Source organism: Xanthomonas sp. NCPPB 3200, assembly GCF_056393585.1.
Map to the genome: position 1 here is coordinate 1,103,225 of NZ_CM150785.1, position 26,362 is coordinate 1,129,586.

The 26,362-nt window shown below is 63.5% G+C and carries 20 protein-coding genes and 5 tRNA genes; all 25 read left to right on the plus strand.

All coding sequences use genetic code 11. The features are described from left to right. The first annotated feature begins 55 nt into the window (after positions 1–55). Positions 56–1,744, plus strand: coding sequence for a tetratricopeptide repeat protein (locus tag AC06DU_RS04680; RefSeq protein ID WP_478203700.1), 1,689 nt, complete (start codon positions 56–58; stop codon positions 1,742–1,744). Further along, positions 1,741–2,394 (plus strand): lipoprotein insertase outer membrane protein LolB, encoded by a 654-nt coding sequence (gene lolB / locus AC06DU_RS04685; protein WP_478203701.1) that lies wholly within the window; start codon positions 1,741–1,743, stop codon positions 2,392–2,394. The genes AC06DU_RS04680 and lolB overlap by 4 nt, the downstream gene beginning before the upstream one ends. Next, on the plus strand, positions 2,376–3,263 hold the full coding sequence (gene ispE, locus AC06DU_RS04690) for a 4-(cytidine 5'-diphospho)-2-C-methyl-D-erythritol kinase (RefSeq protein ID WP_478203703.1): 888 nt from the start codon (positions 2,376–2,378) through the stop codon (positions 3,261–3,263). Before lolB ends, ispE begins: the two co-directional genes overlap by 19 nt. A gap of 3 nt (positions 3,264–3,266) precedes the next feature. Further along, positions 3,267–3,343, plus strand: a tRNA-Gln gene (locus AC06DU_RS04695). A gap of 186 nt (positions 3,344–3,529) precedes the next feature. After that, positions 3,530–4,489 carry a ribose-phosphate diphosphokinase gene (locus AC06DU_RS04700; RefSeq protein ID WP_002811729.1) on the plus strand — a complete coding sequence of 320 codons (960 nt, stop codon included), beginning with the start codon at positions 3,530–3,532 and terminating at the stop codon, positions 4,487–4,489. A 110-nt stretch (positions 4,490–4,599) separates the two neighbouring features. Next, positions 4,600–5,235, plus strand: coding sequence for a 50S ribosomal protein L25/general stress protein Ctc (locus tag AC06DU_RS04705; protein ID WP_016900688.1), 636 nt, complete (start codon positions 4,600–4,602; stop codon positions 5,233–5,235). 49 nt (positions 5,236–5,284) lie between these two features. After that, entirely contained in the window at positions 5,285–5,863 is a 579-nt protein-coding gene (gene pth / locus AC06DU_RS04710) for an aminoacyl-tRNA hydrolase (protein ID WP_102252621.1), read from the plus strand. 77 nt (positions 5,864–5,940) lie between these two features. Next, positions 5,941–7,032 (plus strand): redox-regulated ATPase YchF, encoded by a 1,092-nt coding sequence (gene ychF, locus AC06DU_RS04715; protein ID WP_054591844.1) that lies wholly within the window; start codon positions 5,941–5,943, stop codon positions 7,030–7,032. 154 nt (positions 7,033–7,186) lie between these two features. Beyond that, a tRNA-Tyr gene (locus AC06DU_RS04720) sits at positions 7,187–7,272 on the plus strand. A 29-nt stretch (positions 7,273–7,301) separates the two neighbouring features. After that, positions 7,302–7,375: transfer RNA gene (locus AC06DU_RS04725), tRNA-Gly, on the plus strand. A gap of 33 nt (positions 7,376–7,408) precedes the next feature. Further along, a tRNA-Thr gene (locus AC06DU_RS04730) sits at positions 7,409–7,484 on the plus strand. Between the two features lie 46 nt (positions 7,485–7,530). Further along, positions 7,531–8,721: an elongation factor Tu gene (gene tuf / locus AC06DU_RS04735; RefSeq protein WP_003486726.1), complete on the plus strand. Its 1,191-nt coding sequence runs from the start codon at positions 7,531–7,533 to the stop codon at positions 8,719–8,721. 106 nt (positions 8,722–8,827) lie between these two features. Continuing rightward, a tRNA-Trp gene (locus tag AC06DU_RS04740) sits at positions 8,828–8,903 on the plus strand. Positions 8,904–8,952: 49 nt separating this feature from the next. Next, positions 8,953–9,363, plus strand: a complete 411-nt coding sequence (gene secE / locus AC06DU_RS04745; protein ID WP_016900684.1) for a preprotein translocase subunit SecE — start codon at positions 8,953–8,955, stop codon at positions 9,361–9,363. Between the two features lie 13 nt (positions 9,364–9,376). Continuing rightward, positions 9,377–9,934 (plus strand): transcription termination/antitermination protein NusG, encoded by a 558-nt coding sequence (gene nusG / locus AC06DU_RS04750; RefSeq protein WP_047128216.1) that lies wholly within the window; start codon positions 9,377–9,379, stop codon positions 9,932–9,934. Positions 9,935–10,133: 199 nt separating this feature from the next. After that, complete coding sequence (rplK, locus tag AC06DU_RS04755; protein WP_046345810.1) at positions 10,134–10,562, plus strand: 50S ribosomal protein L11; 429 nt, start codon at positions 10,134–10,136, stop codon at positions 10,560–10,562. Between the two features lie 3 nt (positions 10,563–10,565). Next, complete coding sequence (gene rplA / locus AC06DU_RS04760) at positions 10,566–11,264, plus strand: 50S ribosomal protein L1 (RefSeq protein WP_016900681.1); 699 nt, start codon at positions 10,566–10,568, stop codon at positions 11,262–11,264. A 549-nt stretch (positions 11,265–11,813) separates the two neighbouring features. Further along, a complete protein-coding gene (gene rplJ / locus AC06DU_RS04765) occupies positions 11,814–12,347 on the plus strand; it encodes a 50S ribosomal protein L10 (RefSeq protein ID WP_016900680.1) in 534 nt (177 codons plus the stop codon). Between the two features lie 54 nt (positions 12,348–12,401). Further along, entirely contained in the window at positions 12,402–12,767 is a 366-nt protein-coding gene (rplL, locus tag AC06DU_RS04770) for a 50S ribosomal protein L7/L12 (protein ID WP_008574194.1), read from the plus strand. Between the two features lie 294 nt (positions 12,768–13,061). Beyond that, entirely contained in the window at positions 13,062–17,213 is a 4,152-nt protein-coding gene (gene rpoB / locus AC06DU_RS04775) for a DNA-directed RNA polymerase subunit beta (RefSeq protein ID WP_024938570.1), read from the plus strand. 100 nt (positions 17,214–17,313) lie between these two features. Then, entirely contained in the window at positions 17,314–21,528 is a 4,215-nt protein-coding gene (rpoC, locus tag AC06DU_RS04780; protein ID WP_024938569.1) for a DNA-directed RNA polymerase subunit beta', read from the plus strand. Between the two features lie 221 nt (positions 21,529–21,749). After that, complete coding sequence (gene rpsL / locus AC06DU_RS04785) at positions 21,750–22,124, plus strand: 30S ribosomal protein S12 (RefSeq protein ID WP_002811712.1); 375 nt, start codon at positions 21,750–21,752, stop codon at positions 22,122–22,124. Positions 22,125–22,136: 12 nt separating this feature from the next. Next, positions 22,137–22,604, plus strand: coding sequence for a 30S ribosomal protein S7 (gene rpsG, locus AC06DU_RS04790; protein WP_005993356.1), 468 nt, complete (start codon positions 22,137–22,139; stop codon positions 22,602–22,604). 137 nt (positions 22,605–22,741) lie between these two features. Continuing rightward, positions 22,742–24,859 carry an elongation factor G gene (gene fusA / locus AC06DU_RS04795; protein WP_024938568.1) on the plus strand — a complete coding sequence of 706 codons (2,118 nt, stop codon included), beginning with the start codon at positions 22,742–22,744 and terminating at the stop codon, positions 24,857–24,859. A 48-nt stretch (positions 24,860–24,907) separates the two neighbouring features. After that, positions 24,908–26,098 (plus strand): elongation factor Tu, encoded by a 1,191-nt coding sequence (gene tuf / locus AC06DU_RS04800; RefSeq protein ID WP_003486726.1) that lies wholly within the window; start codon positions 24,908–24,910, stop codon positions 26,096–26,098. Positions 26,099–26,362 lie beyond the last annotated feature (264 nt).

Consider the following 26,362-nt stretch of genomic DNA (forward strand, 5'->3'; position numbering starts at 1 on the left):
CTTGCGATAAGCTGGCGGCCATTCAGGGCCCCATTTTACGGCCCGGTTGCCCCCGATGCCTGTACCGATTCGCATCCTGTGTGTTCTTTTGCTGGTCGCAGTCTCCGCCAGCGCCACTGCAGCACCCAAGAAAGCACCGCCCGCGCCGCCGCCCGGTCGCGCCGGCGCCACCTCGCTGGAGCCGGTGCTCGCCGGCGAATTCGCCTTGCAGGCCGGGCAGTTGGACGATGCCGCCCGCGCCTACCTGGACGCCGCCAAGGCCGAGGCCGGCGACGCCGGGCTGGCCGAACGCGCCGCCCGCATCGCCATGCTGGCCAACGACGACCCGCGTGCGATCGAGGCCCTGGCGCTGTGGCGCTCACGCGCACCCTCGTCGATGTCCATGCGCAGTACCGAAGCCTCGCTGGCCTTGCGCCGCAACGACCTGCGTACCGCCCGCCGTGATCTGCTCGGCCTGCTCAAGGAGCCAGACCCGCGCGGCTGGCGCTTCGCCCTGATCGCCCTGGCCAATGGCGGGCGCGAGCCGGAAGCCTCCGCCGACGTGCTCGAGGACCTGGTCAAGGCCGGCGCCATCCCCAATCAGATCGAAGCCTGGCAGGAATTCGGCCGGCTCGCCCTGCGCATGGAGCGCCCGGCGCTGGCCAAGCGCATCGTCGACGAAGTGGTGCGCCGCTTCCCCGAAGAGCCGCGCGTGGCCTTGTTGCACGCCACCCAGCTGCAGCAGGAAGGCAAGAACGACGAAGCGCTGGCACTGCTGAAGAATGTCGAGCCGCAGGCGGTCAAGGATTCCGAGCTGCGTGGCGCGCTGGCATTTGCCTACGACGCCATGGGGCAGACCGAAGCCGCCGCACGGGTGTTGTCGACCGGGCCGCAGGACACCCAGACCTACGGGCTGCGTGCCTCCATGCTGGCCAAGGAAAAGGATCGCACGGCGCTGGAGGCGCTGTACGGCGAGCTCAAGAGCAATGCCGCCAAGCCCGACCCCGACCGCCGCCTGCTGCTCGGCAAGATCGCCGAATTCCTCAAGCGCTACGACGAGGCGGTGGAATGGTATCGCGGCGTGCCCGGCGGCTCGCAGCTGAGCGAAGCGCGCCTGCGCGCCGCCAGCGCCCTGTACGAGCTGGGCCGCAAGCCCGAGGCGCTCGCCGAAGCGCGCGCATTGCAGAGCGATGCCACTGCCGACGACGACGCGCGTCGCGACGCCTATGTGCTCGAAGCCGAGCTGCACCAGCGCGCCGACGACGCAGCGGGTGAACTGGATGCCTTCGAGCGCGGCCTGGCCGCCTATCCGGACGACGGCGCGCTGCTGTACGCCCGCGGCCTGGCCTGGGAGCGCCGCGACGATGTCGCGCGTGCCGAGGCCGACCTGCGCAAGATCCTGGTGGCCGAACCGGAAAACGTGGCGGCGCTGAACGCGCTGGGCTACACCCTGGCCGACCGCACCACCCGCTACAAGGAAGCGCTGGCGCTGATCGACCGCGCCCGCACCGCCGACCCGGACAACCCGGCCATCGTCGACAGCTACGGCTGGGTGCTGTATCGCATGGGCCGCACCAAGGAAGCCCTGGTGCAGCTGCGCCGCGCCTGGGCGCTGGTCAAGGACCCGGAAATCGCCGCGCACGTGGGCGAGGTGCTGTGGGTCAGCGGCAAGCAGGACGAAGCGCGGCGCTACTTCGATGAGGCACGGCGTCTGGATCCGGACAACCGCGCGCTGCAACGCGCCGTGGAAAAATTCGGGCTATGAGCGGGACGATCCGAACACTGGCCCTGAGCGGGCTGGTGCTGGTCGGGCTGTCGGCCTGCGTCAGCGTGCCGCGCGGGCAGGGCGGTGGCGCCGCAGTGGTCGCGCAGGTTTCCGAGGGTGCGCGGCAGGCCGAAGCCGCACGCCAGGCCTGGCTGCAGACGCATCCTGCCTGGTCGTTCCAGGGCCGGGTGGCGATCAGCAAGGGCAGCAATGGTGGTAGCGGCCGCATCGACTGGCAGCAGGACGGTGCGCAGTATCGCGTGCAGCTCAGTGCGCCGGTAACCCGGCAGAGTTGGGTGCTCACTGGCGACACCGCCAGCGGCGCCGGACGCCTGGAAGGGCTGGAGGGCGGCCCGCGCAGCGGTCCGGATGCCGAGCAGGTGCTGCTGGAAGCGACCGGGTGGACCATCCCGGTCAACCAGATGCCGGACTGGGTGCGCGCGCTGCGCATCGCCGACACGGGCGCCGAACGCGCCGATCTGGATGCGGCCGGGCGACCGCGTACCGTGCAGCAGGATGGCTGGACCATCGACTTTCTCGCCTGGGCGCCGGCCGGCGCCGGGCAACCCGAGCTGCCGCAGCGCATCGAAGCCCGCAACGGCGAGGCCAAGGTGCGCCTGTTGGTCGATCAATGGACGGTATCGCCCTGATGTCCGCGGTGGAGACGGGCTGGTCGGCGTGGCCTGCGCCGGCCAAGCTCAACCTGTTCCTGCAGATTGTCGGGCGCCGCGCCGATGGCTACCACCTGCTGCAGACCGTGTTCCGGCTGCTGGACTGGGGGGATACCATTCATCTTCGTGTGCGCAACGACGGGCTGATCCGGCGCATCGGCGACAGCCTGCCCGGCGTGGCGGAAGACGATGACCTGGTCATCCGGGCCGCGCGCCTGCTGCAATCCAGCGCGGGCACGCAGGCCGGCGCCGACATCCGGGTCGACAAGCGCATCCCCGCCGGCGGCGGCTTCGGCGGCGGATCGTCGGACGCCGCCACCGTGCTGGTCGCGCTGAATGCCTTGTGGGGCCTGGGCTTGCCGGTCCAGACACTGGCCGAGTTGGGGCTGCGGTTGGGCGCCGACGTGCCGGTGTTCGTGCGCGGTCACAATGCCTGGGCCGAGGGTGTCGGCGAGCGACTGACCCCGATCGGTCTTCCGGCGGCGTCCTACGTGCTGGTCGATCCGGGAATTCACGTGCCCACCCCGGTCTTATTTCAATCACGGGAATTGACGCGGGATGCCGCGCCCGTGAAAATAGCGGACTTCGCTTCGGGTTCCCTGCTCGACAATGCGTTCGAGCCGGTCCTGCGGCGCCGTGAACCCGCCATCGAGGCAGTGTTCCAGGCGCTGTCCAGGATTGGGACGCCGCGCTTGACCGGGTCGGGGAGCGGGTGTTTCGTCGAATTCGCCACGGGCGCTGCTGCAGAGCAGGCCATGGCGCAGTTGCCGGACAGCCTGAGGGCGTGGGTCGTGGAAGGTGCAGCGCACTCGCCACTGCTCGACGCGCTGCACGCGAGACAGGTTTGATGCAGGGGCGTCGCCAAGAGGCCCAAGGCACCAGGTTTTGATCCTGGCATTCGTAGGTTCGAATCCTACCGCCCCTGCCAGTTGTTGATGCAGGTCCCTCTGCAACAGTCGTACATGCAGGTCCCCTGCAACAGCCGTATATGCAGGTCCCTCTGCAACAGCCCGCACATCCATGTGCGGGGATTGAACAAGAAGCCCGGCATTTGGTCGGCTTTGTCCAGCTCCATCATCGCCCGCACGCTCTTTGCCGCCGCCCGAGAGATCCCATGCAAGACCAACGTAACCTGCTGGTGTTCTCCGGCAATGCCAACAAGCCGCTTGCCCTGAGCATCTGCAAGGAGCTCGGCGTTCGCATGGGCAAGGCGCTGGTCACGCGCTTCTCCGATGGCGAGGTGCAGGTCGAGATCGAAGAAAGCGTGCGCCGGCAGGAAGTGTTCGTGATCCAGCCGACCTGCGCGCCGAGCGCGGAAAACCTGATGGAGTTGCTGGTGCTGATCGACGCGCTCAAGCGCGCCAGCGCCGCGTCGGTGACCGCGGTCATCCCGTACTTCGGCTACTCGCGCCAGGACCGCCGCATGCGCTCCTCGCGCGTGCCGATCACCGCCAAGGTCGCCGCCAAGATGATCTGCGCAATGGAGGCCGACCGCGTGTTGACGGTCGATCTGCACGCCGACCAGATCCAGGGCTTCTTCGACGTGCCGGTCGATAACGTCTATGCCTCGCCGCTGCTGCTGGCCGACATCTGGCGCGCCTACGGCACCGACAACCTGATCGTGGTATCGCCTGACGTGGGCGGCGTGGTGCGCGCGCGCGCCGTCGCCAAGCGCCTGGACGATGCGGATCTGGCCATCATCGACAAGCGCCGTCCGCGCGCCAACGTCGCCACGGTGATGAACATCATCGGCGATGTGCAGGGCAAGACCTGCGTGCTGGTTGACGATCTGGTCGACACCGCCGGTACCCTGTGCGCCGCCGCTGCCGCGCTGAAGCAGCGCGGCGCGCTCAAGGTGGTGGCCTACATCACCCACCCGGTGCTGTCCGGCCCGGCAGTGGACAACATCAACAATTCGCAGCTCGACGAGCTGGTGGTCACCGACACGATTCCGCTGAACGAAGCTGCGCGCACCTGCGCCAAGATTCGTCAGCTGAGCGTGGCCGAACTGCTGGCCGAGACCATTCGCCGCATCGCCTTCGGCGAGTCGGTGAGTTCGCTCTACGTCGACTGATGCCGCATTCGGTGCCCGGAGTTCCGGGTGCCGGTACCACGTCTCGCCTGGTCGCGGGTGAGACGCTTCATCGCCGCGAGGCGGTATTCCAATCTAGGTAGTGAAACAACATGGCAAAGACTCACGAAATCAAGGTCGAGCGCCGCGCGAACGAGGGGAAGGGTGCGAGCCGCCGCCTACGTCACGCTGGCGTCATTCCGGCCATCGTTTACGGTGGCGAACTCGAGCCGGTCAGCATCCAGCTCAACCACGAGCAGATCTGGCTTGCCCAGCAGAACGAGTGGTTCTACTCGTCGATCCTCGACCTGAACCTCAATGGCGACGTGCAGCAGGTGCTGCTGCGTGACATGCAGCGCCATCCGTTCAAGCAGCTGATCATCCACATCGACTTCCAGCGCGTCAGCGCCAACGAGAAGCTCAGCGCCGCCGTGCCGCTGCACTTCATCAACGAAGCGGCCTCGCCGGCCGGTAAGTCCAGCGAAGTGGTCGTGACCCACGAACTCAACGAAGTTCAGGTGGTCTGCCTGCCGAAGGATCTGCCGGAGTTCATTGAAGTGGACCTCGGTGCCCTGGAAGTGGGCAACGTGATCCACTTGTCCGAGATCAAGCTGCCGGCCGGTGTGGAAATTCCGGAGCTGAAGCTGGGCAAGGAGCACGACGTGGCGGTGGTTGCTGCCAAGCACGTGCGGATCGAGGAAGAAGACGCTGCCGGTGAAGAAGGCAGCGAAGGCGCCGAGACCAAGTAAGCCGTCGGCCGATCCCTCGCACTGCGCGGGATCGGCTGCGGTCACTGGCATGTCTGCACTCCGCCTGATTGTCGGACTCGGGAATCCCGGTCCGGAACACGCGCAAACCCGGCACAACGCCGGGTTTCGTTTCGTCGATGCCCTCGTCGAACGCCATGGCGTGCGCTGGGGGCTGGACGCCAAGTTGTTCGGCGAGACCGCAAAGGTCGAGATCGCCGGGCAATCGGTCTGGCTGCTCAAGCCGGCCACCTTCATGAATCTCAGCGGCAAATCGATCACCGCCGCGTTGCGGTTCTGGAAAATCGAGCCGGAGCAACTGCTCGTTGCACACGACGAACTGGATCTTGCGCCGGGCATCGCGCGGCTCAAGTTCGATGGCGGTCACGGCGGCCAGAATGGCCTGCGCGACACCATTCGCCTGCTGGGGCACGGTAAATTCCATCGCTTGCGGATCGGCATCGGCCATCCCGGCCACAAGGACCGCGTGGTGCCTTGGGTGCTGGGACGGGCAGGGCGCGACGACGACGCGGCAATCGGCGCTGCGGTGGACGCGGCCATCGATGTCCTGCCGCTGGCACTGCAAGGTAATTTCAACGAGGCGATGAAGCGCCTGCATACGGAAAAATAGAGAATGGGGAATCGGGAATGGGAGGAGCGTTGCTCTTGCCATTCTCGATTCCCGATTCTCCATTCACTGGAAAACCCATGGGTATCAAATGCGGCATCGTCGGCCTGCCCAACGTCGGCAAGTCGACCCTGTTCAATGCGCTGACCAAGGCGGGCATCGCTGCGGCCAATTTTCCGTTCTGCACCATCGAGCCGAACGTCGGCATCGTGCCGGTGCCGGATCCGCGCCTCAATCAACTGGCTGAGATCGTCAAGCCGCAGAAACTGATTCCGACCGCGGTCGAGTTCGTCGATATCGCCGGCCTGGTGGCGGGTGCGGCCAGCGGCGAAGGGCTGGGCAACAAGTTCCTGGCGCATATCCGCGAAGTCGACGCGATTACCCACGTGGTGCGTTGCTTCGAGAACGACGACGTCATCCATGTGAACAACAAGGTCGACCCGATCAGCGATATCGAAACCATCGATACCGAACTGGCATTGGCCGATCTGGACAGCGTGGAAAAGGCGCTCAACCGTGCCGAGCGTAGCGCCAAGGGAGGCGACAAGGATGCTGCGGCGCGCAAGCCGGTGCTGGCCAAGTTGCAGGCCGCGCTGTCCGATGGCAAGGCGGGGCGTGCAGCTGGCCTGGACGACGATGAAAAGGCGCTGGTGCGCGACCTGTTCCTGTTGACGCTCAAGCCGGTGATGTACATCGCCAATGTGCTTGAGGACGGTTTCGAGAACAATCCGCACCTGGACGCGGTGCGTCGGCATGCGTTGGCCGAAGGTGCGGAAGTTGTGCCGGTCTCGGCAGCGATCGAGGAAGAGCTGTCGCAGCTCGACGACGAGGACCGCGACACCTTCCTGGCCGACCTGGGTCTGGACGAGCCGGGTCTGAATCGCGTCATCCGTGCCGCCTACAAGCTACTTGGCCTGCAGACCTACTTCACCGCCGGCGTCAAGGAAGTGCGTGCGTGGACGGTCAGGGCTGGCTCGACCGCGCCGCAGGCGGCAGCGGTGATCCATACCGATTTCGAAAAGGGCTTCATCCGCGCCGAGACGATCGGCTTCGACGACTTCATCAAGCACCGCGGCGAAGCCGGTGCGCGCGACGCCGGGCGTTTGCGTCTGGAAGGCAAGGAATACCGCGTGCAGGAAGGCGATGTGCTGCACTTCCGCTTCAACGTCTGACCGGTTGCGCGCGACCCCGATGGTCGCGCGTCTTCGGCACTGACGATCTGCTCAAAATTTTTGTTGACACCGCATGCATCCCACAACAAAATAACGGGCTGCTTCACCCCGAACCGAATTCGCCTCATCGCGCACCGGTCCGGTAGTAAAAGCTGGAGGGATACCCAAGCGGCCAACGGGGGCAGACTGTAAATCTGCTGGCTTACGCCTTCGGTGGTTCGAATCCACCTCCCTCCACCAGTTTCATGTTGTGGCATGCAGTTCCCGGCGCGGGAGTAGTTCAACGGTAGAACCTCAGCCTTCCAAGCTGATGGTGCGGGTTCGATTCCCGTCTCCCGCTCCATTGAACGCAAATGCATGGCATAATACAAAACTCGCTCACGTAGCTCAGTCGGTAGAGCACCTCCTTGGTAAGGAGGAGGTCGAAGGTTCGATTCCTTTCGTGAGCACCACTACTCAATCGTCTTCAACTCCAAACGATTACCGAGACACGCACCCATGGCAAAAGCTAAATTTGAGCGCACCAAGCCGCACGTGAACGTCGGCACCATCGGTCACGTCGACCATGGCAAGACCACGTTGACAGCCGCGCTGACCAAGATCGGTGCTGAGCGTTTCGGTGGCGAGTTCAAGGCGTACGACGCGATCGACGCGGCGCCGGAAGAGAAGGCGCGCGGCATCACGATTTCGACCGCCCACGTCGAATACGAGTCCCCGACCCGTCACTACGCGCACGTCGATTGCCCCGGCCACGCCGACTACGTCAAGAACATGATCACCGGTGCGGCGCAGATGGACGGCGCGATCCTGGTGTGTTCGGCTGCTGACGGCCCGATGCCGCAGACCCGCGAGCACATCCTGCTCTCGCGTCAGGTCGGCGTGCCGCACATCGTGGTGTTCCTGAACAAGGCCGACATGGTCGACGACGCCGAGCTGCTCGAGCTGGTCGAGATGGAAGTGCGCGAGCTGCTCAGCAAGTACGACTTCCCGGGCGATGACACCCCGATCATCCACGGTTCGGCGCGTCTGGCGCTGGACGGCGACCAGAGCGACATCGGCGTGCCGGCGATCCTGAAGCTGGTCGAGGCGCTGGATTCGTTCATTCCGGAGCCGACCCGCGACGTCGACCGTCCGTTCCTGATGCCGGTCGAAGACGTGTTCTCGATCTCCGGCCGCGGCACCGTGGTGACCGGTCGTATCGAGCGCGGCATCATCAAGGTTGGCGACGAAATCGAAATCGTCGGCATCCGCGACACCCAGAAGACCACCGTCACCGGCGTGGAAATGTTCCGCAAGCTGCTGGACCAGGGCCAGGCAGGCGACAACGCCGGTCTGCTGCTGCGCGGCACCAAGCGTGACGACGTCGAGCGCGGCCAGGTGCTGTGCAAGCCGGGTTCGATCAAGCCGCATACCGAGTTCGAAGCCGAAGTCTACGTGCTGTCCAAGGACGAGGGTGGCCGTCATACCCCGTTCTTCAAGGGCTATCGTCCGCAGTTCTACTTCCGCACCACCGACATCACTGGCGCCTGCCAGCTGCCGGAAGGCGTGGAGATGGTGATGCCGGGCGACAACGTGAAGATGGTCGTGACCCTGATCAACCCGGTCGCGATGGACGAAGGTCTGCGCTTCGCCATCCGTGAAGGCGGTCGTACCGTCGGCGCCGGCGTGGTTGCCAAGATCATCAAGTAAGTGCCTGCATCCAGTCGCCTCGCGGCGGCTGGTGCCAAACGAATGGCGGGCCGGCTGAACCGCGGTCCGCCTTCGTTGTCTTAGGGTTTGCGGTAAACGAGTACATACGCCAGTAGCTCAATTGGCAGAGCAGCGGTCTCCAAAACCGCAGGTTGGGGGTTCGAGTCCCTCCTGGCGTGCCACTCCTCTTTCCGGCCCAGCGATTCGGGTCAGATCGGTAACTAGAGCCGGATGAATAGCAAAATCGAGCCTTCCAAAAGCGCGTCTGCTGCCAGCGCTGATATCGTGAAATACGTCATCTCCGCGCTCCTGGTGATCGCGGGGTTGTTTGTGTGGTTCTGGTTTTCTGCGCCCGAGCGCGCCACCCAGTTTGGTGCCTGGACGCCGCAGTTGCGTGCGCTGGCAGTGATCGTGGGGCTGGTGGCCGGCGCATTCGTGTTTTTGGGAACCGGCAAGGGCCGGGAAACCCGTGAATTCATGTCCGAATCCAGGTTCGAGTTGCGCAAGGTGGTCTGGCCGACGCGTCAGGAAGCCATCCGCACCACCTGGGTCGTGATTGTCGTTGTGATCATTCTGAGTTTGCTGTTGGGCGGCTTCGACTTTGTCATCCAGAAGCTCACGCAGTGGTTCCTGGCTCGTTGAGGAGAATCAAGCAGTGAAGCGTTGGTATGTCGTTCACGCCTATTCAGGCTTCGAAAAATCCGTTGCGCAGGCATTGCGTGACCGTATCGCCCGTGCCGAGATGGAAGACCGTTTTGGCGACGTCTTGGTGCCGACCGAAGAGGTCATCGAAATGCGCGCCGGCCAGAAGCGTCGGTCCGAGCGCAAGTTCTTCCCCGGCTACGTGCTGGTGCAGATCGAGACCCACGAAGAGGCCGGTATCCCGCGCATCGACAATGAAAGCTGGCACTTGGTGAAGGAAACTTCCAAGGTGATGGGGTTCATTGGCGGCACTGCCGACCGTCCGCTGCCGATTCGCGACGAAGAGGCCGATGCGATCCTGCAGCGTGTGCAGGACGGCGTCGAGAAGCCGCGTCCGAAGGTGCTGTTCGAGCCGGGTCAGATGGTGCGCGTCACCGACGGTCCGTTCAACGACTTCAATGGCGTTGTGGAAGAGGTCAATTACGAGAAGAGCAGGCTGCGGGTTGCCGTGCTCATCTTCGGTCGCTCCACGCCGGTCGAGCTCGAGTTCGGTCAGGTCGAGAAGGGCTGACGCCGGCCGGGCGCCGTCTAGGCGTCCGACTTGAATGCTGCTATAGTGCGCGGCTCGCTGACCTGGCGAACCGCCGGGAACCAATGGCTGCCGCATGGCAGCCATCTGCGTGTGGTCAGAAACGTGAAGCCGGGACACGTGATTTCCCGGTCCGATGGGGAGCCTGCAGTCAAGGCGCTAGCACCCGGAGAGTATCGAAATGGCAAAGAAGATAACTGCTTACATCAAGTTGCAGGTCAAGGCCGGTCAGGCCAATCCTGCGCCGCCGGTCGGCCCTGCCCTGGGTCAGCGCGGTCTGAACATCATGGAATTCTGCAAGGCGTTCAACGCAGCGACGTCCAAGCTGGAGCCAGGTCTGCCGACGCCGGTGGTCATCACCGCGTACTCCGACCGTACCTTCACCTTCATCACCAAGAGCACCCCGGCCAGCGTGCTGCTCAAGAAGGCTGCAGGCGTGAGCTCCGGCTCCAAGCGCCCCAACACCGACAAGGTGGGCAAGGTGACGCGCAAGCAGCTGGAAGAGATCGCCAAGGTCAAGGAAGCCGATCTGACGGCAGCCGAGCTGGAAGCGGCAGTGCGCACGATTGCGGGTTCTGCCCGCAGCATGGGTTTGACGGTGGAGGGCTAAGACATGGCACAGAGCAAGCGCGTTAAGGCCATTGCGGCCGCTGTCGTTCCGGGCAAGACCTATGCCTTCGAAGACGCAATCAAGATCCTGAAGACCGTGACCAAGGCCAAGTTCGTCGAGTCGATCGACGTTGCCGTGCGCCTGGGCGTGGACGCCAAGAAGTCCGACCAGCAGGTGCGCGGTTCCACCGTGCTGCCGGCCGGTACCGGCAAGAGCGTGCGCGTTGCGGTGTTCGCGCCGGCCGGTGCCAAGGCTGACGAAGCCCTGGCCGCTGGTGCCGAGGCGGTGGGCATGGACGACCTGGCCGAGAAGATGCAGGCCGGCGATCTGAGCTACGACGTGGTCATCGCCACCCCGGACGCGATGCGCGTCGTCGGTAAGCTCGGCACCCTGCTGGGCCCGCGCGGCCTGATGCCCAACCCGAAGGTCGGCACCGTGTCGGCCAACCCGGGCGAAGCGGTCAAGAATGCCAAGTCGGGTCAGGTGCGTTACCGCACCGACAAGGCCGGCATCATCCACTGCACCATCGGCAAGGCCAGCTTCGATGACGAAGCGCTGAAGTCGAACCTGCAGGCGCTGTTGCTGGACCTGATCAAGGCCAAGCCGGCCACCTCGAAGGGGACCTACCTGCAGAAGGTGTCGGTCAGCTCGACGATGGGCCCTGGCGTGACGGTCGACCAGTCCAGCCTTGCGCTGAAGTGAGCTGATGGGTCGGGCCTGTCATGGGCCTGACCCGTCTGTGTAGTACAGCATCGTTTTTCCGGCCCGGGTCACCGTGTGCTGGGAGTCCGTTCCCTCCTTTGGGGTAACGGACATTTTGAAGGCGATCGCCGGCATGTCCGGCGGTAGCCGTCAAAGACCGCAGGCGCGGTCAGCGCAGATCGACGACGGGCATGGATGCTCGCTTTGGCAAGGAGTCGCCGTCGATGCAGCGGGATCGCTTAATCAGGTTCGCAAGAGCCGGCCGGCGTAGATGGTGTCGCCCTTCTGGAGCTTTCTGGTTTACGCGCGTCTGGGACATCCCGGATCGAGCCCACTCCAGGTCTAGAACGGCCACCAAAGGAACATCGGTCGATGTTCCCGGCTTCCAGGAAGGAGGCTGCCCTGGACCGCAACCGGCAGGAGCCGCGAGCGGAGTAGTTTGAAGCTGGGATTGGAGATTCGGCATTGGGGATTGGCAGAAGCGGCTTCATCAGCTCTGGCGAATCCCGAATCGCTAATCCCGAATCCCGGCTTTAACGGAGGAGTGCAATGGCTCTCAATCTGTCTCAGAAGCAAGAAGTAGTCGCCGAGCTGGCAGACATCGCCGCCAAGGCTCACTCCTTGATCGCCGCCGAATACGCTGGCATCACGGTCTCCCAGATGACCGCGATGCGCAAGCAGGCCCGCGAAACCGGCGTGTTCTTGAAAGTTGTCAAGAACACCCTGGCTGCGCGCGCCGTTGAAGGTACTGATTTCGCTGTCGTCGCTGACAAGCTGGTCGGTCCTTTGCTGTATGCGTTTTCGATGGAGGAGCCCGGCGCTGCCGGTCGCCTGATCAAGGAATTCGCCAAGGGCAACGACAAGTTGCAGGCAAAGGTCGTGTCCATCGGCGGGGAACTGTTCCCGGCTGGCCACGTCGACGTGTTGGCTTCGCTGCCGACCCGCGATCAGGCCCTGGCCATGCTGGCCCGCGTGCTGTCCGAACCGGCTGCCATGTTTGCCCGTGCCGTCAAGGCCGTGGGCGACAAGCAGGGTGGTGGCGACGAAGCCGCCGCGCCGGTCGCCGAGACTGCCGAAGCTTGATGTCCTAGCGTTCGCTAGAACCCCAATCCAGAAAATCATTTAAAGGTAATCACAATGTCCCTTACCAACGAACAGATCGTCGACGCCATCGCCGAGAAGTCCCTGATGGAAGTGATGGAGCTGGTCAAGGCCATCGAAGAAAAGTTTGGCGTCTCCGCCGCCGCTCCGGTCGCTGCTGCTGCAGCTGGCCCGGCTGCCGTGGTCGAAGAGCAGACCGAGTTCAACGTGGTGCTGACCAACTGCGGCGCCAACAAGGTCGGCGTCATCAAGGCCGTCCGCGCCGTGACCGGCCTGGGTCTGAAGGAAGCCAAGGATCTGACCGAAGCCGGTGGCATGCTGAAGGAAGGCGCGTCGAAGGACGAAGCCGAGAAGATCAAGAAGGAACTGACCGAAGCTGGCGCGACTGTCGAAATCAAGTAAGCAGTCCCTTGCATCGCCAGCGTTTCACGGTGATGCACTGAAGGCTGGGAGCGTAAAGCTCCCGGCCTTTGGCCGTTGATGGAAAGCCGGGATTTGGGAGGCGGAATTCGGGATTCGAAGGCAATCTTCGCGCATCCCCAATCACGCGATTCCCAATCCCCGCTTCACCGAGTTGGTAGTTGGAAGTAGCGGGAGAAGGCGTGCTGGTGCCGGCAATACCAGCGACTTCCAACTGACAATTTTGTTATTTCAGGGCCGCCGCGACGCGGCCCCCGCAGCCTAGGGTGAAGACTCATGACGTCTTATTCGTTCACCGAAAAAAAGCGTATCCGCAAGGACTTCGGCAAGCAGCGCTCGATTCTCGAAGTGCCGTTCCTGCTTGCCATCCAGGTCGATTCCTACCGCGAGTTCCTGCAGGAAGACGTGGAGCCGAACAAGCGTAAGGACCTCGGTCTGCACGCGGCATTGAAGTCGGTGTTCCCGATTTCCAGCTACAGCGGCAATGCCGCGCTGGAATACGTGGGCTATAAGTTGGGTCAGCCGGTGTTTGACGAGCGTGAATGCCGTCAGCGTGGCATGAGCTATGGCGCGCCGCTGCGCGTGACCGTGCGCCTGGTGATCTACGACCGCGAGTCGTCGACCAAGGCCATCAAGTACGTGAAGGAGCAGGAGGTCTATCTGGGCGAAATCCCGCTGATGACCGACAACGGTACCTTCATCGTCAACGGCACCGAGCGCGTCATCGTCTCGCAGCTGCACCGCTCGCCGGGTGTGTTCTTCGACCACGACCGTGGCAAGACCCACAGCTCGGGCAAGCTGCTGTACAGCGCCCGCATCATTCCGTACCGCGGTTCCTGGCTGGACTTCGAGTTCGACCCGAAGGACGCGCTGTTCACCCGTATCGACCGTCGCCGCAAGCTGCCGGTGTCGATCCTGCTGCGCGCGCTCGGCTACAGCAACGAAGAGATGCTGGCCGAGTTCTTCGAGATCAATACGTTCCACATCAATCCGGACGAAGGCGTGCAGCTGGAGCTGGTGCCGGAGCGTCTGCGTGGCGAAACGCTGAACTTCGACCTGGCCGATGGCGACAAGGTCATCGTGGAAGCGGGCAAGCGCATCACCGCCCGTCACGTCAAGCAGCTCGAAGCCGCCGGCGTTGCCGCGCTGGCCGTGCCGGACGACTATCTGCTCACCCGCATCCTGTCGCACGACGTGGTCGATGGTTCCACCGGCGAACTGCTGGCCAATGCCAACGACGAGATCACCGAAGACCAGCTGGCAGCGTTCCGCAAGGCCGGCGTCGATGCGGTCGGCACCCTGTGGGTGAACGATCTGGACCGCGGTCCGTACCTGTCCAACACCCTGCGGATCGATCCGACCAAGACCCAGCTCGAAGCGCTGGTCGAGATCTATCGCATGATGCGTCCGGGCGAGCCGCCGACCAAGGAAGCCGCACAGAACCTGTTCCACAACCTGTTCTTCACCTTCGAGCGCTACGACCTGTCCACGGTCGGCCGCATGAAGTTCAACCGTCGCGTCGGCCGCAAGGACGTGCTGGGCGAGTCGGTGCTGTACGACAAGAAGTACTTTGCCGAGCGCAATGACGAAGAATCCAAGCGTCTGGTCGCCGAGCACACCGACACCTCCGACATCCTGGAAGTGATCAAGGTGCTCACCGAGATCCGCAACGGTCGCGGCGTGGTCGATGACATCGATCACCTGGGCAACCGTCGCGTGCGTTCGGTCGGCGAAATGGCCGAGAACGTGTTCCGCGTGGGCCTGGTCCGCGTCGAGCGCGCGGTCAAGGAACGCCTGTCGATGGCCGAGTCCGAGGGCCTGACCCCGCAGGAACTGATCAACGCCAAGCCGGTGGCTGCGGCGATCAAGGAATTCTTCGGCTCCTCGCAGCTGTCGCAGTTCATGGATCAGAACAACCCGCTGTCGGAAGTCACGCACAAGCGTCGCGTCTCCGCGCTGGGCCCGGGCGGCCTGACCCGCGAGCGCGCCGGCTTCGAAGTGCGCGACGTGCATCCGACCCATTACGGCCGCGTCTGCACCATCGAAACCCCGGAAGGCCCGAACATCGGCCTGATCAACTCGCTGGCCGTGTTCGCCCGCACCAACCAGTACGGCTTCCTCGAGACGCCGTACCGCAAGGTGCTGGACGGCAAGGTCTCCGACGACGTCGAGTACCTGTCGGCGATCGAGGAAAACGAGTACGTGATCGCCCAGGCGAACGCGCTGACCGACGCCAAGAACATGCTCACCGAGCAGTTCGTGCCGTGCCGGTTCCAGGGCGAGTCGCTGCTCAAGCCGCCGGCCGAAGTGCACTTCATGGACGTCTCGCCGATGCAGACCGTGTCGGTCGCCGCGGCGCTGGTGCCGTTCCTGGAGCACGACGACGCCAACCGCGCACTGATGGGCGCCAACATGCAGCGCCAGGCCGTGCCGACGCTGCGTTCGCAGAAGCCGTTGGTCGGTACCGGTATCGAGCGTGCGGTTGCGCGCGACTCGGGTGTGACCGTCAATGCCTTGCGTGGTGGCGTGATCGAGCAGATCGACGCGGCCCGCATCGTGGTCAAGGTCAACGAGGCAGAAATCGGCGGCGGCACCGATGCCGGCGTGGATATCTACAACCTGATCAAGTACACCCGCTCCAACCAGAACACCTGCATCAACCAGCGTCCGCTGGTGAACGTGGGTGACGTGATCGCACGCGGCGACGTGCTGGCCGACGGCCCGTCCACCGACATCGGTGAGCTGGCGCTGGGTCAGAACATGCTGATCGCGTTCATGCCGTGGAACGGCTACAACTTCGAAGACTCCATCCTGCTCTCCGAGCGCGTGGTGGAAGAAGATCGTTACACCACGATCCACATCGAAGAACTGACCTGCGTTGCGCGCGACACCAAGCTGGGGCCGGAGGAAATTTCCGCCGACATCCCGAACGTGTCCGAGCAGGCCCTGAACCGTCTGGACGAGAGCGGCGTGGTGTACATCGGTGCGGAAGTGCGCGCCGGCGACATCATGGTCGGCAAGGTCACGCCGAAGGGCGAGAGCCAGCTGACGCCGGAAGAAAAGCTGCTGCGTGCGATCTTCGGTGAGAAGGCGTCCGACGTGAAGGACAGCTCGCTGCGCGTGCCCCCGGGCATGGACGGCACCGTCATCGACGTGCAGGTCTTCACCCGCGACGGCATCGAGAAGGACAAGCGTGCGCGTCAGATCGAAGAGTCCGAAATCAAGCGCGTCAAGAAGGACTTCGACGACCAGTTCCGCATCCTGGAAGCGGCCATCTACGCACGTCTGCGTTCGCAGATCGTGGGCAAGGTCGCCAACGGTGGTCCGAACCTGAAGAAGGGCGACAACGTCACCGACGCGTATCTGGACGGGCTGAAGAAGTCCGATTGGTTCCAGCTGCGCATGAAGGACGAAGACGCTGCAGACGCCATCGAGCGTGCGCAGAAGCAGATCCAGGCGCACGAAAAGGAATTCGAGGCACGCTTTGCCGACAAGCGCGGCAAGATCACCCAGGGCGACGACCTCGCACCGGGCGTGCTGAAGATGGTCAAGGTGTTCCTGGCAGTGAAGCGCCGCATCCAGCCGGGTGACAAGATGGCAGGCCGCCACGGCAACAAGGGTGTGGTCTCCAACGTCGTGCCGGTCGAGGACATGCCGTACATGGCCACCGGCGAGCCGGTCGACATCGTGCTGAACCCGCTCGGCGTGCCGTCGCGTATGAACATCGGCCAGATTCTGGAAGTGCATCTGGGCTGGGCCGCCAAGGGCCTGGGTCGCAAGATCCAGCGCATGCTGGAAGCCCAGGCGGCGGTCAGCGAACTGCGCAAGTTCCTGGACGACATCTACAACCACGACAGCGCGATCAATGCACAGCGCGTGGACCTGTCGCAGTTCAGCGATGAGGAGTTGCTCAACCTGGGCAAGAACCTGGTCGATGGCGTGCCGATGGCCACCCCGGTGTTCGACGGTGCCAGCGAAGCGGAGATCAAGCGCATGCTGGAACTGGCCGAACTGCCGCAGAGCGGTCAGACCCAGTTGTACGACGGTCGTACCGGTGAAGCGTTCGATCGCAAGACCACGGTCGGCTACATGCACTACCTGAAGTTGAACCACCTGGTCGACGACAAGATGCATGCACGCTCGACCGGTCCGTACTCGCTCGTCACCCAGCAGCCGCTGGGCGGCAAGGCGCAGTTCGGTGGTCAGCGCTTCGGTGAGATGGAAGTCTGGGCGCTGGAAGCCTATGGCGCGGCCTACACCCTGCAGGAAATGCTGACGGTGAAGTCCGACGACGTGCAGGGCCGCAACCAGATGTACAAGAACATCGTCGATGGTGAGCACGAGATGGTCGCGGGCATGCCGGAATCCTTCAACGTGTTGGTGAAGGAAATCCGCTCGCTGGCGATCAACATGGAACTGGAAGAGTGATCGAGCTGGATCCTGGCGCCGCGATGCGGCGCCGGGATCCGGAACGTAAGGCCCTCGGTTTCATCTCAGCTACGAAATTCCTCCGACCCGGAGATATCAAATGAAAGACCTGCTCAACCTCTTCAATCAACAGCGCCAGACGCTGGATTTCGACGCGATCAAGATCGCGCTGGCATCGCCGGACCTGATCCGTTCGTGGTCCTACGGCGAAGTGAAGAAACCCGAAACCATCAACTACCGTACCTTCAAGCCCGAGCGTGACGGCCTGTTCTGCGCCGCCATCTTCGGACCGATCAAGGACTACGAGTGCCTGTGCGGCAAGTACAAGCGCATGAAGCACCGCGGTGTGGTCTGCGAAAAGTGCGGCACCGAAGTCACCCTGGCCAAGGTGCGTCGCGAGCGCATGGGTCACATCGACCTGGCCTCGCCGGTCGCGCACATCTGGTTCCTCAAGTCGCTGCCCTCGCGCATCGGCCTGATGCTGGACATGACCCTGCGTGACATCGAGCGCGTGCTGTACTTCGAAGCGTACGTGGTCACCGAGCCGGGCCTGACCCCGCTCGAGCGCCGCCAGCTGCTGACCGAAGAGCAGTACCTGACCGCACGCCAGGAGTACAACGACGACTTCGACGCCGCCATGGGCGCCGAGGCCGTGTACGAGCTGCTGCGCACGATCGACCTGCAGTCGGAAATGACCCGCCTGCGCGAGGAAATCGCCAGCACCGGTTCGGAAACCAAGCTCAAGCGCCTCACCAAGCGCATCAAGCTGATCGAAGCCTTCCTGGAATCGGGCAACCGTCCGGAGTGGATGGTCATGACCGTGCTGCCGGTGCTGCCGCCGGATCTGCGTCCGCTGGTGCCGCTGGATGGTGGCCGCTTCGCGACCTCGGATCTGAACGATCTGTACCGCCGCGTGATCAACCGCAACAACCGTCTGCGTCGTCTGCTCGAGCTCAATGCGCCGGACATCATCGTGCGCAACGAGAAGCGCATGCTGCAGGAATCGGTCGATGCGCTGCTGGACAACGGCCGTCGCGGCCGTGCCATCACCGGCACCAACAAGCGTCCGCTGAAGTCGCTGGCCGACATGATCAAGGGCAAGCAGGGCCGGTTCCGTCAGAACCTGCTCGGCAAGCGCGTGGACTACTCCGGCCGTTCGGTCATCACCGTCGGTCCGTACCTCAAGCTGCACCAGTGCGGCCTGCCGAAGAAGATGGCGCTGGAGCTGTTCAAGCCGTTCGTGTTCGCCAAGCTGCAGCGTCGCGGCCTGGCCACCACCATCAAGGCGGCCAAGAAGCTGGTCGAGCGCGAAGAAGCCGAAGTCTGGGACATCCTGGAAGAGGTGATCCGCGAGCATCCGGTGCTGCTGAACCGTGCGCCGACCCTGCACCGTCTGGGCATCCAGGCGTTCGAACCGGTGTTGATCGAAGGCAAGGCCATCCAGCTGCATCCGCTGGTGTGTACTGCATTCAACGCCGACTTCGACGGTGACCAGATGGCCGTCCACGTGCCGCTCTCGCTGGAAGCCCAGCTGGAAGCGCGTGCGCTGATGATGTCCACCAACAACATCCTGTCGCCGGCCAACGGCGAGCCGATCATCGTGCCGTCGCAGGACGTGGTGTTGGGCCTGTACTACATGAGCCGCGCCCTGGAGAACAAGAAGGGCGAGGGCATGGTGTTCGCCAACACCAGCGAAGTGAAGCGCGCCTACGACAACCGCGTGGTGGAACTGCACGCCAAGGTCAAGGTCCGCATCACCCAGGTGGACGTGGAAGCCGACGGCAAGCGCAGCAGCGGCACCTCGATCGTGGACACTACGGTCGGTCGTGCACTGCTGAGCGAAATCCTGCCCGAAGGCCTGCCGTTCCAGCTGGCCAACACCGAGATGACCAAGAAGAACATCTCGCGTCTGATCAACTCCAGCTACCGTCTGCTGGGCTTGAAGGACACCGTCGTGTTCGCCGACAAGCTGATGTACACCGGCTATGCCTACGCAACCCGCGCAGGCGTGTCGATCGGCATCGACGACATGCTGATCCCGGACGAGAAGAAGGGCATCCTCACCGAGGCCGAAGCCGAAGTGCTGGAAATCCAGGAGCAGTACCAGTCCGGTCTGGTCACCGCCGGCGAGCGCTACAACAAGGTCGTGGACATCTGGTCGCGTACCAGCGAGCGCATCGCCAAGGCGATGATGGACACCATTGGTACCGAGAAGGTCGAAAACGCCAAGGGCGAGACCATCGACCAGAAGTCGATGAACTCGCTGTACATCATGGCCGACTCCGGTGCGCGTGGTAGCCAGGCGCAGATCCGTCAGCTGGCCGGCATGCGCGGCCTGATGGCGCGTCCGGATGGCTCGATCATCGAGACGCCAATCAAGGCGAACTTCCGCGAAGGCCTGAACGTGCAGGAGTACTTCAACTCCACCCACGGTGCCCGTAAGGGTCTGGCCGATACCGCGCTCAAGACCGCGAACTCGGGTTACCTGACCCGTCGTCTGGTCGACGTGGCGCAGGACGTGGTGATCACCGAAGTCGATTGCGGCACCACCGAAGGGTTGATCATGACCCCGATCGTGGAAGGCGGCGACGTGGTGGAGCCGTTGAGGGAGCGCGTGCTGGGCCGTGTGGTGGCCGAGGACGTCTACCTGCCGGGCAACGACGAAGAGCCGATCGTCACCCGCAACACGCTGCTGGACGAAGCCTGGGTTGCCAAGCTGGAAGACGCCAGCGTGCAGTCGGTGAAGGTGCGTTCGACCATCAGCTGCGAGTCCTCGTTCGGCGTGTGCGCACGTTGCTACGGTCGCGATCTTGCACGCGGTCACCAGGTCAACATCGGTGAAGCGGTCGGCGTCATCGCCGCCCAGTCGATCGGCGAGCCGGGTACCCAGCTGACCATGCGTACGTTCCACATCGGTGGTGCGGCATCGCGTGCGGCGGCAGTGGACAACATCACCGTCAAGACCACCGGTTCGGTGAAGTTCAACAACCTCAAGTCGGTGGCGCACGCCAGCGGCGCGTTGGTCGCTGTCTCGCGTTCGGGCGAACTGTCCGTGCTCGACGGCCACGGCCGCGAGCGCGAGCGTTACAAGCTGCCGTACGGCGCCACCATCACCGCCAAGGACGGTGATGCGGTCAAGGCCGGACAGAGCGTGGCGAACTGGGATCCGCATAACCACCCGATCGTGTCGGAAGTGGCCGGCTTCATCCGCTTCATCGACTTCGTCGACGGCGTCACTGTCATCGAGAAGACCGACGAACTGACCGGTCTGGCCTCGCGCGAAATCACCGACCCGAAGCGTCGCGGTGCACATGCCAAGGAACTGCGCCCGATCGTGCGCATCGTCGATGGCAAGGGCAACGACCTGACGATCCCGAATACGGATCTGCCGGCCCAGTACCTGTTGCCGCCGCGCTCCATTGTCAACCTGCAGGACGGCGCCGCCGTCGGCGTGGGCGACGTGGTTGCCAAGATCCCGCAGGAAGCGTCCAAGACCCGCGACATCACCGGTGGTCTGCCGCGCGTTGCCGACCTGTTCGAAGCACGCAAGCCGAAGGATCCTGCGATCCTGGCCGAGCGCTCGGGCATCATCAGCTTCGGTAAGGACACCAAGGGCAAGCAGCGCCTGATCATCAAGGACACCGACGGGTCGGAACACGAAGAGCTGATCCCGAAGTACCGCCAGATCATCGTGTTCGAAGGCGAGCATGTGACCAAGGGCGAGACCGTGGTGGACGGCGAGCCGAGCCCGCAGGACATCCTGCGTCTGCTGGGTGTCGAGCCGCTGGCTGCGTACCTGGTCAAGGAAATCCAGGACGTGTACCGCCTGCAGGGCGTGAAGATCAACGACAAGCACATCGAGGTGATCACGCGCCAGATGCTGCGCAAGGTCGAGATCGTCGACCAGGGCACCAGCAAGTTCCTCAACGGCGAGCAGGTCGAGCGCCAGCGCGTCATCGAGGAAAATGCACGCCTGGTCAAGCGCAACGAACTGCCGGCCAAGTACGATCCGGTGCTGCTGGGTATCACCAAGGCCTCGCTGGCCACCGAGTCGTTCATCTCGGCGGCCTCGTTCCAGGAGACCACCCGCGTGTTGACCGAGGCTGCCGTGCGCGGCACCCGCGACAACCTGCGCGGTCTGAAGGAAAACGTGATCGTGGGTCGTCTGATCCCGGCCGGTACCGGCCTGGCGTATCACGCCGGACGTCGCAAGTCGTCGGGTCTGACCGACTCGGAAATGGAAACGCTGTCGGGCAAGCCGGCGGTGGCCGAACCGGTCGCAGCCGTGGCCGACGCTGGCGCGGACGAGGAGTAAGCGCTCCGACGGCGGTCGCAAGACCGCCGTAAGCCAAGCGAAAAGGAGGGCAGGAGGCCCTCCGTTTTCCGGCCTTGGATGGGCCAGCAGGGTTAGAATTCCGTGAAGTTGACGGAGATTCGTCCTGCCAGCTATACTTCCCTGTCTCGGCGGGCCGTTTTTCGGCCTGCCTTTGTTTTCGTGCAAGGCCGTCTCGGCCTCTCAATCAGAAGAATCAACTGATGACGACGATCAATCAGCTGGTCCGCAAGCCTCGGCAAGCGACCACCTACAAGAGTGCCTCCCCGGCACTGGACAAGTGTCCGCAGCGCCGTGGCGTCTGCACACGCGTCTATACCACTACCCCGAAGAAGCCGAACTCGGCCCTGCGTAAGGTTGCCAAAGTGCGCCTGACGAACCAGGAAGAGGTCATCAGCTACATCGGTGGTGAAGGCCACAACCTGCAGGAGCACTCCGTGGTCCTGATTCGTGGTGGCCGCGTCAAGGATCTTCCCGGTGTGCGTTATCACACCGTCCGTGGTTCGCTGGACGCCGCCGGCGTCGCAAAGCGCCGTCAAGGTCGTTCCAAGTACGGCGCCAAGCGCCCGAAGAGCTAAGGAAACACTCCAATGTCCCGTAAAGGTTCTACTCCGCAGCGCACCGTCCTGCCTGATCCAAAGCATGGCAGCGAAACCATTGCCCGCTTCATCAATATGGTGATGCAAAGTGGCAAGAAGTCGGTTGCTGAGAAAATTGTCTATGGCGCGATGGACGTCATTGGCGAAAAGAATCCGAATGCCGTCGAGCTGGTGCAGAAAGCACTGGACAACGTGGCCCCGGCTGTCGAAGTTAAATCGCGTCGCGTCGGTGGTGCTACCTATCAGGTGCCCGTCGAAGTGCGCTCCTCCCGTCGCATGGCGCTGGCAATGCGCTGGTTGATCGACTCCGCGCGCAAGCGTGGCGAGAACACCATGCCGCGCAAGCTGGCTGCAGAACTGTTGGACGCCTCGGAAAGCCGCGGCGGCGCGATCAAGAAGCGCGAAGAGACGCACCGTATGGCGGAGGCGAACAAGGCGTTCGCACATTACCGCTGGTGACCTCGTGGGCCTTGGTAACGGGGCCCTTCAGCACCATATGAGTGCTGTTTGCGACGCGTTACGCGTCGCATCCAATCCGAAGGCCGCCGAAAGGCGGCGTTCGGCCATCCGAAATCCAAGAAATTGAGAGGCTCCCCGTGGCCCGCACCACCCCTATCGAGCGTTACCGCAACTTCGGCATCATGGCCCACATCGATGCCGGCAAGACCACCACTTCCGAGCGCATCCTGTTCTACACCGGTGTCAGTCACAAGATCGGCGAAGTCCATGACGGCGCTGCAGTGATGGACTGGATGGAGCAGGAGCAGGAGCGTGGTATCACCATCACCTCCGCTGCGACCACCGCGTTCTGGTCGGGCATGGACAAGTCCATGCCGCAGCACCGCTTCAACATCATCGACACCCCCGGGCACGTTGACTTCACCATCGAAGTGGAGCGCTCCTTGCGCGTGCTCGACGGTGCGGTGTTCGTGCTGTGCGCCGTCGGTGGCGTGCAGCCGCAGTCCGAGACCGTGTGGCGCCAGGCCAACAAGTACTCGGTGCCGCGCATGGCCTTCGTCAACAAGATGGACCGTACCGGTGCCAACTTTGACAAGGTCGTCGAGCAGCTGAAGGCCCGTCTGGGTGCCTACGCCGTGCCGATGCAGGTGCCGATCGGCGCCGAAGACGGCTTCGAGGGCGTGGTCGACCTGCTCAAGATGAAGGCGATCCATTGGGATACCGCATCGCAGGGCACCACCTTCGAATACCGCGACATCCCGGCCGATCTGGTCGAGATCGCGACCGAGGCGCGTTCGTTCATGGTCGAGGCGGCTGCAGAAGCCAGCGAAGACCTGATGGACAAGTACCTCAACGAAGGCGACCTGAGCGAAGAAGAGATCCTGGTGGGTCTGCGCGAGCGCACCCTGAAGGTCGAAATCGTGCCGGTGTTCTGCGGCTCGGCGTTCAAGAACAAGGGCGTGCAGGCCATGCTCGACGGCGTCGTGCACCTGTTGCCGTCGCCGGCCGACCGTCCGCCGGTCCAGGGTATCGATGAGGACGAGAAGGAAGACACCCGTCCGGCCACCGATACCGCGCCGTTCTCGGCGTTGGCGTTCAAGATCATGACCGACCCGTTCGTGGGCTCGCTGACGTTCTTCCGTGTCTACTCGGGCACGTTGAACTCCGGCGACCAGGTCTACAACCCGGTCAAGTCGAAGAAAGAGCGCGTGGGCCGCATCCTGCAGATGCACTCCAACAATCGCGAAGAGATCAAGGAAGTGCGCGCTGGTGACATCGCCGCTGCCGTGGGTCTGAAGGACGTCACCACCGGCGACACGCTGTGTGCGCAGGACAAGGTCATCACCCTGGAGCGCATGGTGTTCCCGGAGCCGGTGATCTCGATGGCGGTGGAGCCCAAAACCAAGTCGGACCAGGAAAAGATGGGCATGGCCCTGGGCCGTCTGGCGCAGGAAGATCCCTCGTTCCGCGTCAAGACCGACGAGGAATCCGGCCAGACCATCATCTCGGGCATGGGCGAGTTGCACCTGGACATCATCGTTGACCGTATGCGTCGCGAGTTCAATGTCGAGGCCAACGTCGGCAAGCCGCAGGTGGCCTACCGCGAAACCATCCGCAAGTCCGACGTCAAGTCCGACTACAAGCATGCCAAGCAGTCCGGTGGTAAGGGTCAGTACGGTCACGTGGTGATCGAGCTGTCGCCGATGACCGAGGACGATCGCAAGAGCGACAACGTCAAGGACGATTTCCTCTTCATCAACGACATTACCGGCGGCATCATCCCGAAGGAATTCATCCCCTCGGTCGAAAAGGGTCTGCGCGAGACGATCACCAGTGGTCCGATCGCCGGCTTCCCGGTGGTGGGCGTGAAGGTCAAGCTGGTGTTCGGCTCGTACCACGACGTCGACTCCTCGGAAATGGCGTTCAAGCTGGCCGCGTCGATGGCGTTCAAGCAGGGCTTTGCGAAAGCCAGCCCGGTGTTGCTGGAGCCGATCATGAAGGTCGAAATCGTCAGCCCGGAGGATTACCTGGGTGACGTGATGGGCGACGTGAGCCGTCGTCGTGGCGTGCTGCAGGGTCAGGACGACAGCCCGTCGGGCAAGATCATCAACGCGATGATTCCGCTCGGTGAAATGTTCGGCTACGCGACCTCGCTGCGCTCGATGAGCCAGGGCCGCGCGACGTTCTCGATGGAATTCGACCACTACGAAGAGGCACCGGCCAACATCGCCGACGCCGTCACCAAGAAGGGCTGAGTTCGCTCAGCCGCTTCTCACAAATTTTTCAATTAGAGGTAGTTAGTCATGGCAAAAGCTAAATTTGAGCGCACCAAGCCGCACGTGAACGTCGGCACCATCGGTCACGTCGACCATGGCAAGACCACGTTGACAGCCGCGCTGACCAAGATCGGTGCTGAGCGTTTCGGTGGCGAGTTCAAGGCGTACGACGCGATCGACGCGGCGCCGGAAGAGAAGGCGCGCGGCATCACGATTTCGACCGCCCACGTCGAATACGAGTCCCCGACCCGTCACTACGCGCACGTCGATTGCCCCGGCCACGCCGACTACGTCAAGAACATGATCACCGGTGCGGCGCAGATGGACGGTGCGATCCTGGTGTGTTCGGCTGCTGACGGCCCGATGCCGCAGACCCGCGAGCACATCCTGCTCTCGCGTCAGGTCGGCGTGCCGCACATCGTGGTGTTCCTGAACAAGGCCGACATGGTCGACGACGCCGAGCTGCTCGAGCTGGTCGAGATGGAAGTGCGCGAGCTGCTCAGCAAGTACGACTTCCCGGGCGATGACACTCCGATCATCCACGGTTCGGCGCGTCTGGCGCTGGACGGCGACCAGAGCGACATCGGCGTGCCGGCGATCCTGAAGCTGGTCGAGGCGCTGGATTCGTTCATTCCGGAGCCGACCCGCGACGTCGACCGTCCGTTCCTGATGCCGGTCGAAGACGTGTTCTCGATCTCCGGCCGCGGCACCGTGGTGACCGGTCGTATCGAGCGCGGCATCATCAAGGTCGGCGACGAAATCGAAATCGTCGGCATCCGCGACACCCAGAAGACCACCGTCACCGGCGTGGAAATGTTCCGCAAGCTGCTGGACCAGGGTCAGGCAGGCGACAACGCCGGTCTGCTGCTGCGCGGCACCAAGCGTGACGACGTCGAGCGCGGCCAGGTGCTGTGCAAGCCGGGTTCGATCAAGCCGCATACCGAGTTCGAAGCCGAAGTCTACGTGCTGTCCAAGGACGAGGGTGGCCGTCATACCCCGTTCTTCAAGGGCTACCGTCCGCAGTTCTACTTCCGCACCACCGACATCACTGGCGCCTGCCAGCTGCCGGAAGGCGTGGAGATGGTGATGCCGGGCGACAACGTGAAGATGGTCGTGACCCTGATCAACCCGGTCGCGATGGACGAAGGTCTGCGCTTCGCCATCCGTGAAGGCGGTCGTACCGTCGGCGCCGGCGTGGTTGCCAAGATCATCAAGTAAGTGCCTGCAATCCAGCGGCTTTAGTCGCTGGATCTGCAAGAAGGAGGGTCGGCGCAAGCCGGCCCTTTTTTTGGTCCCGGGTCAGGGCTCGCAAACGTCCTTATAGGGCAGGGTGCTTGCGCGACCACAATCACGCCGCTATAATGCGCGGCTCGGTGTCCCTGGGTAGGGCGCTGAGTTACAGCGAAAAGAACGGCAGGATGCCGCTCGTGTTCGCCAGACCGGGAAGGTCGCGTTGCATGGAGCACTCAACAACTCACATGT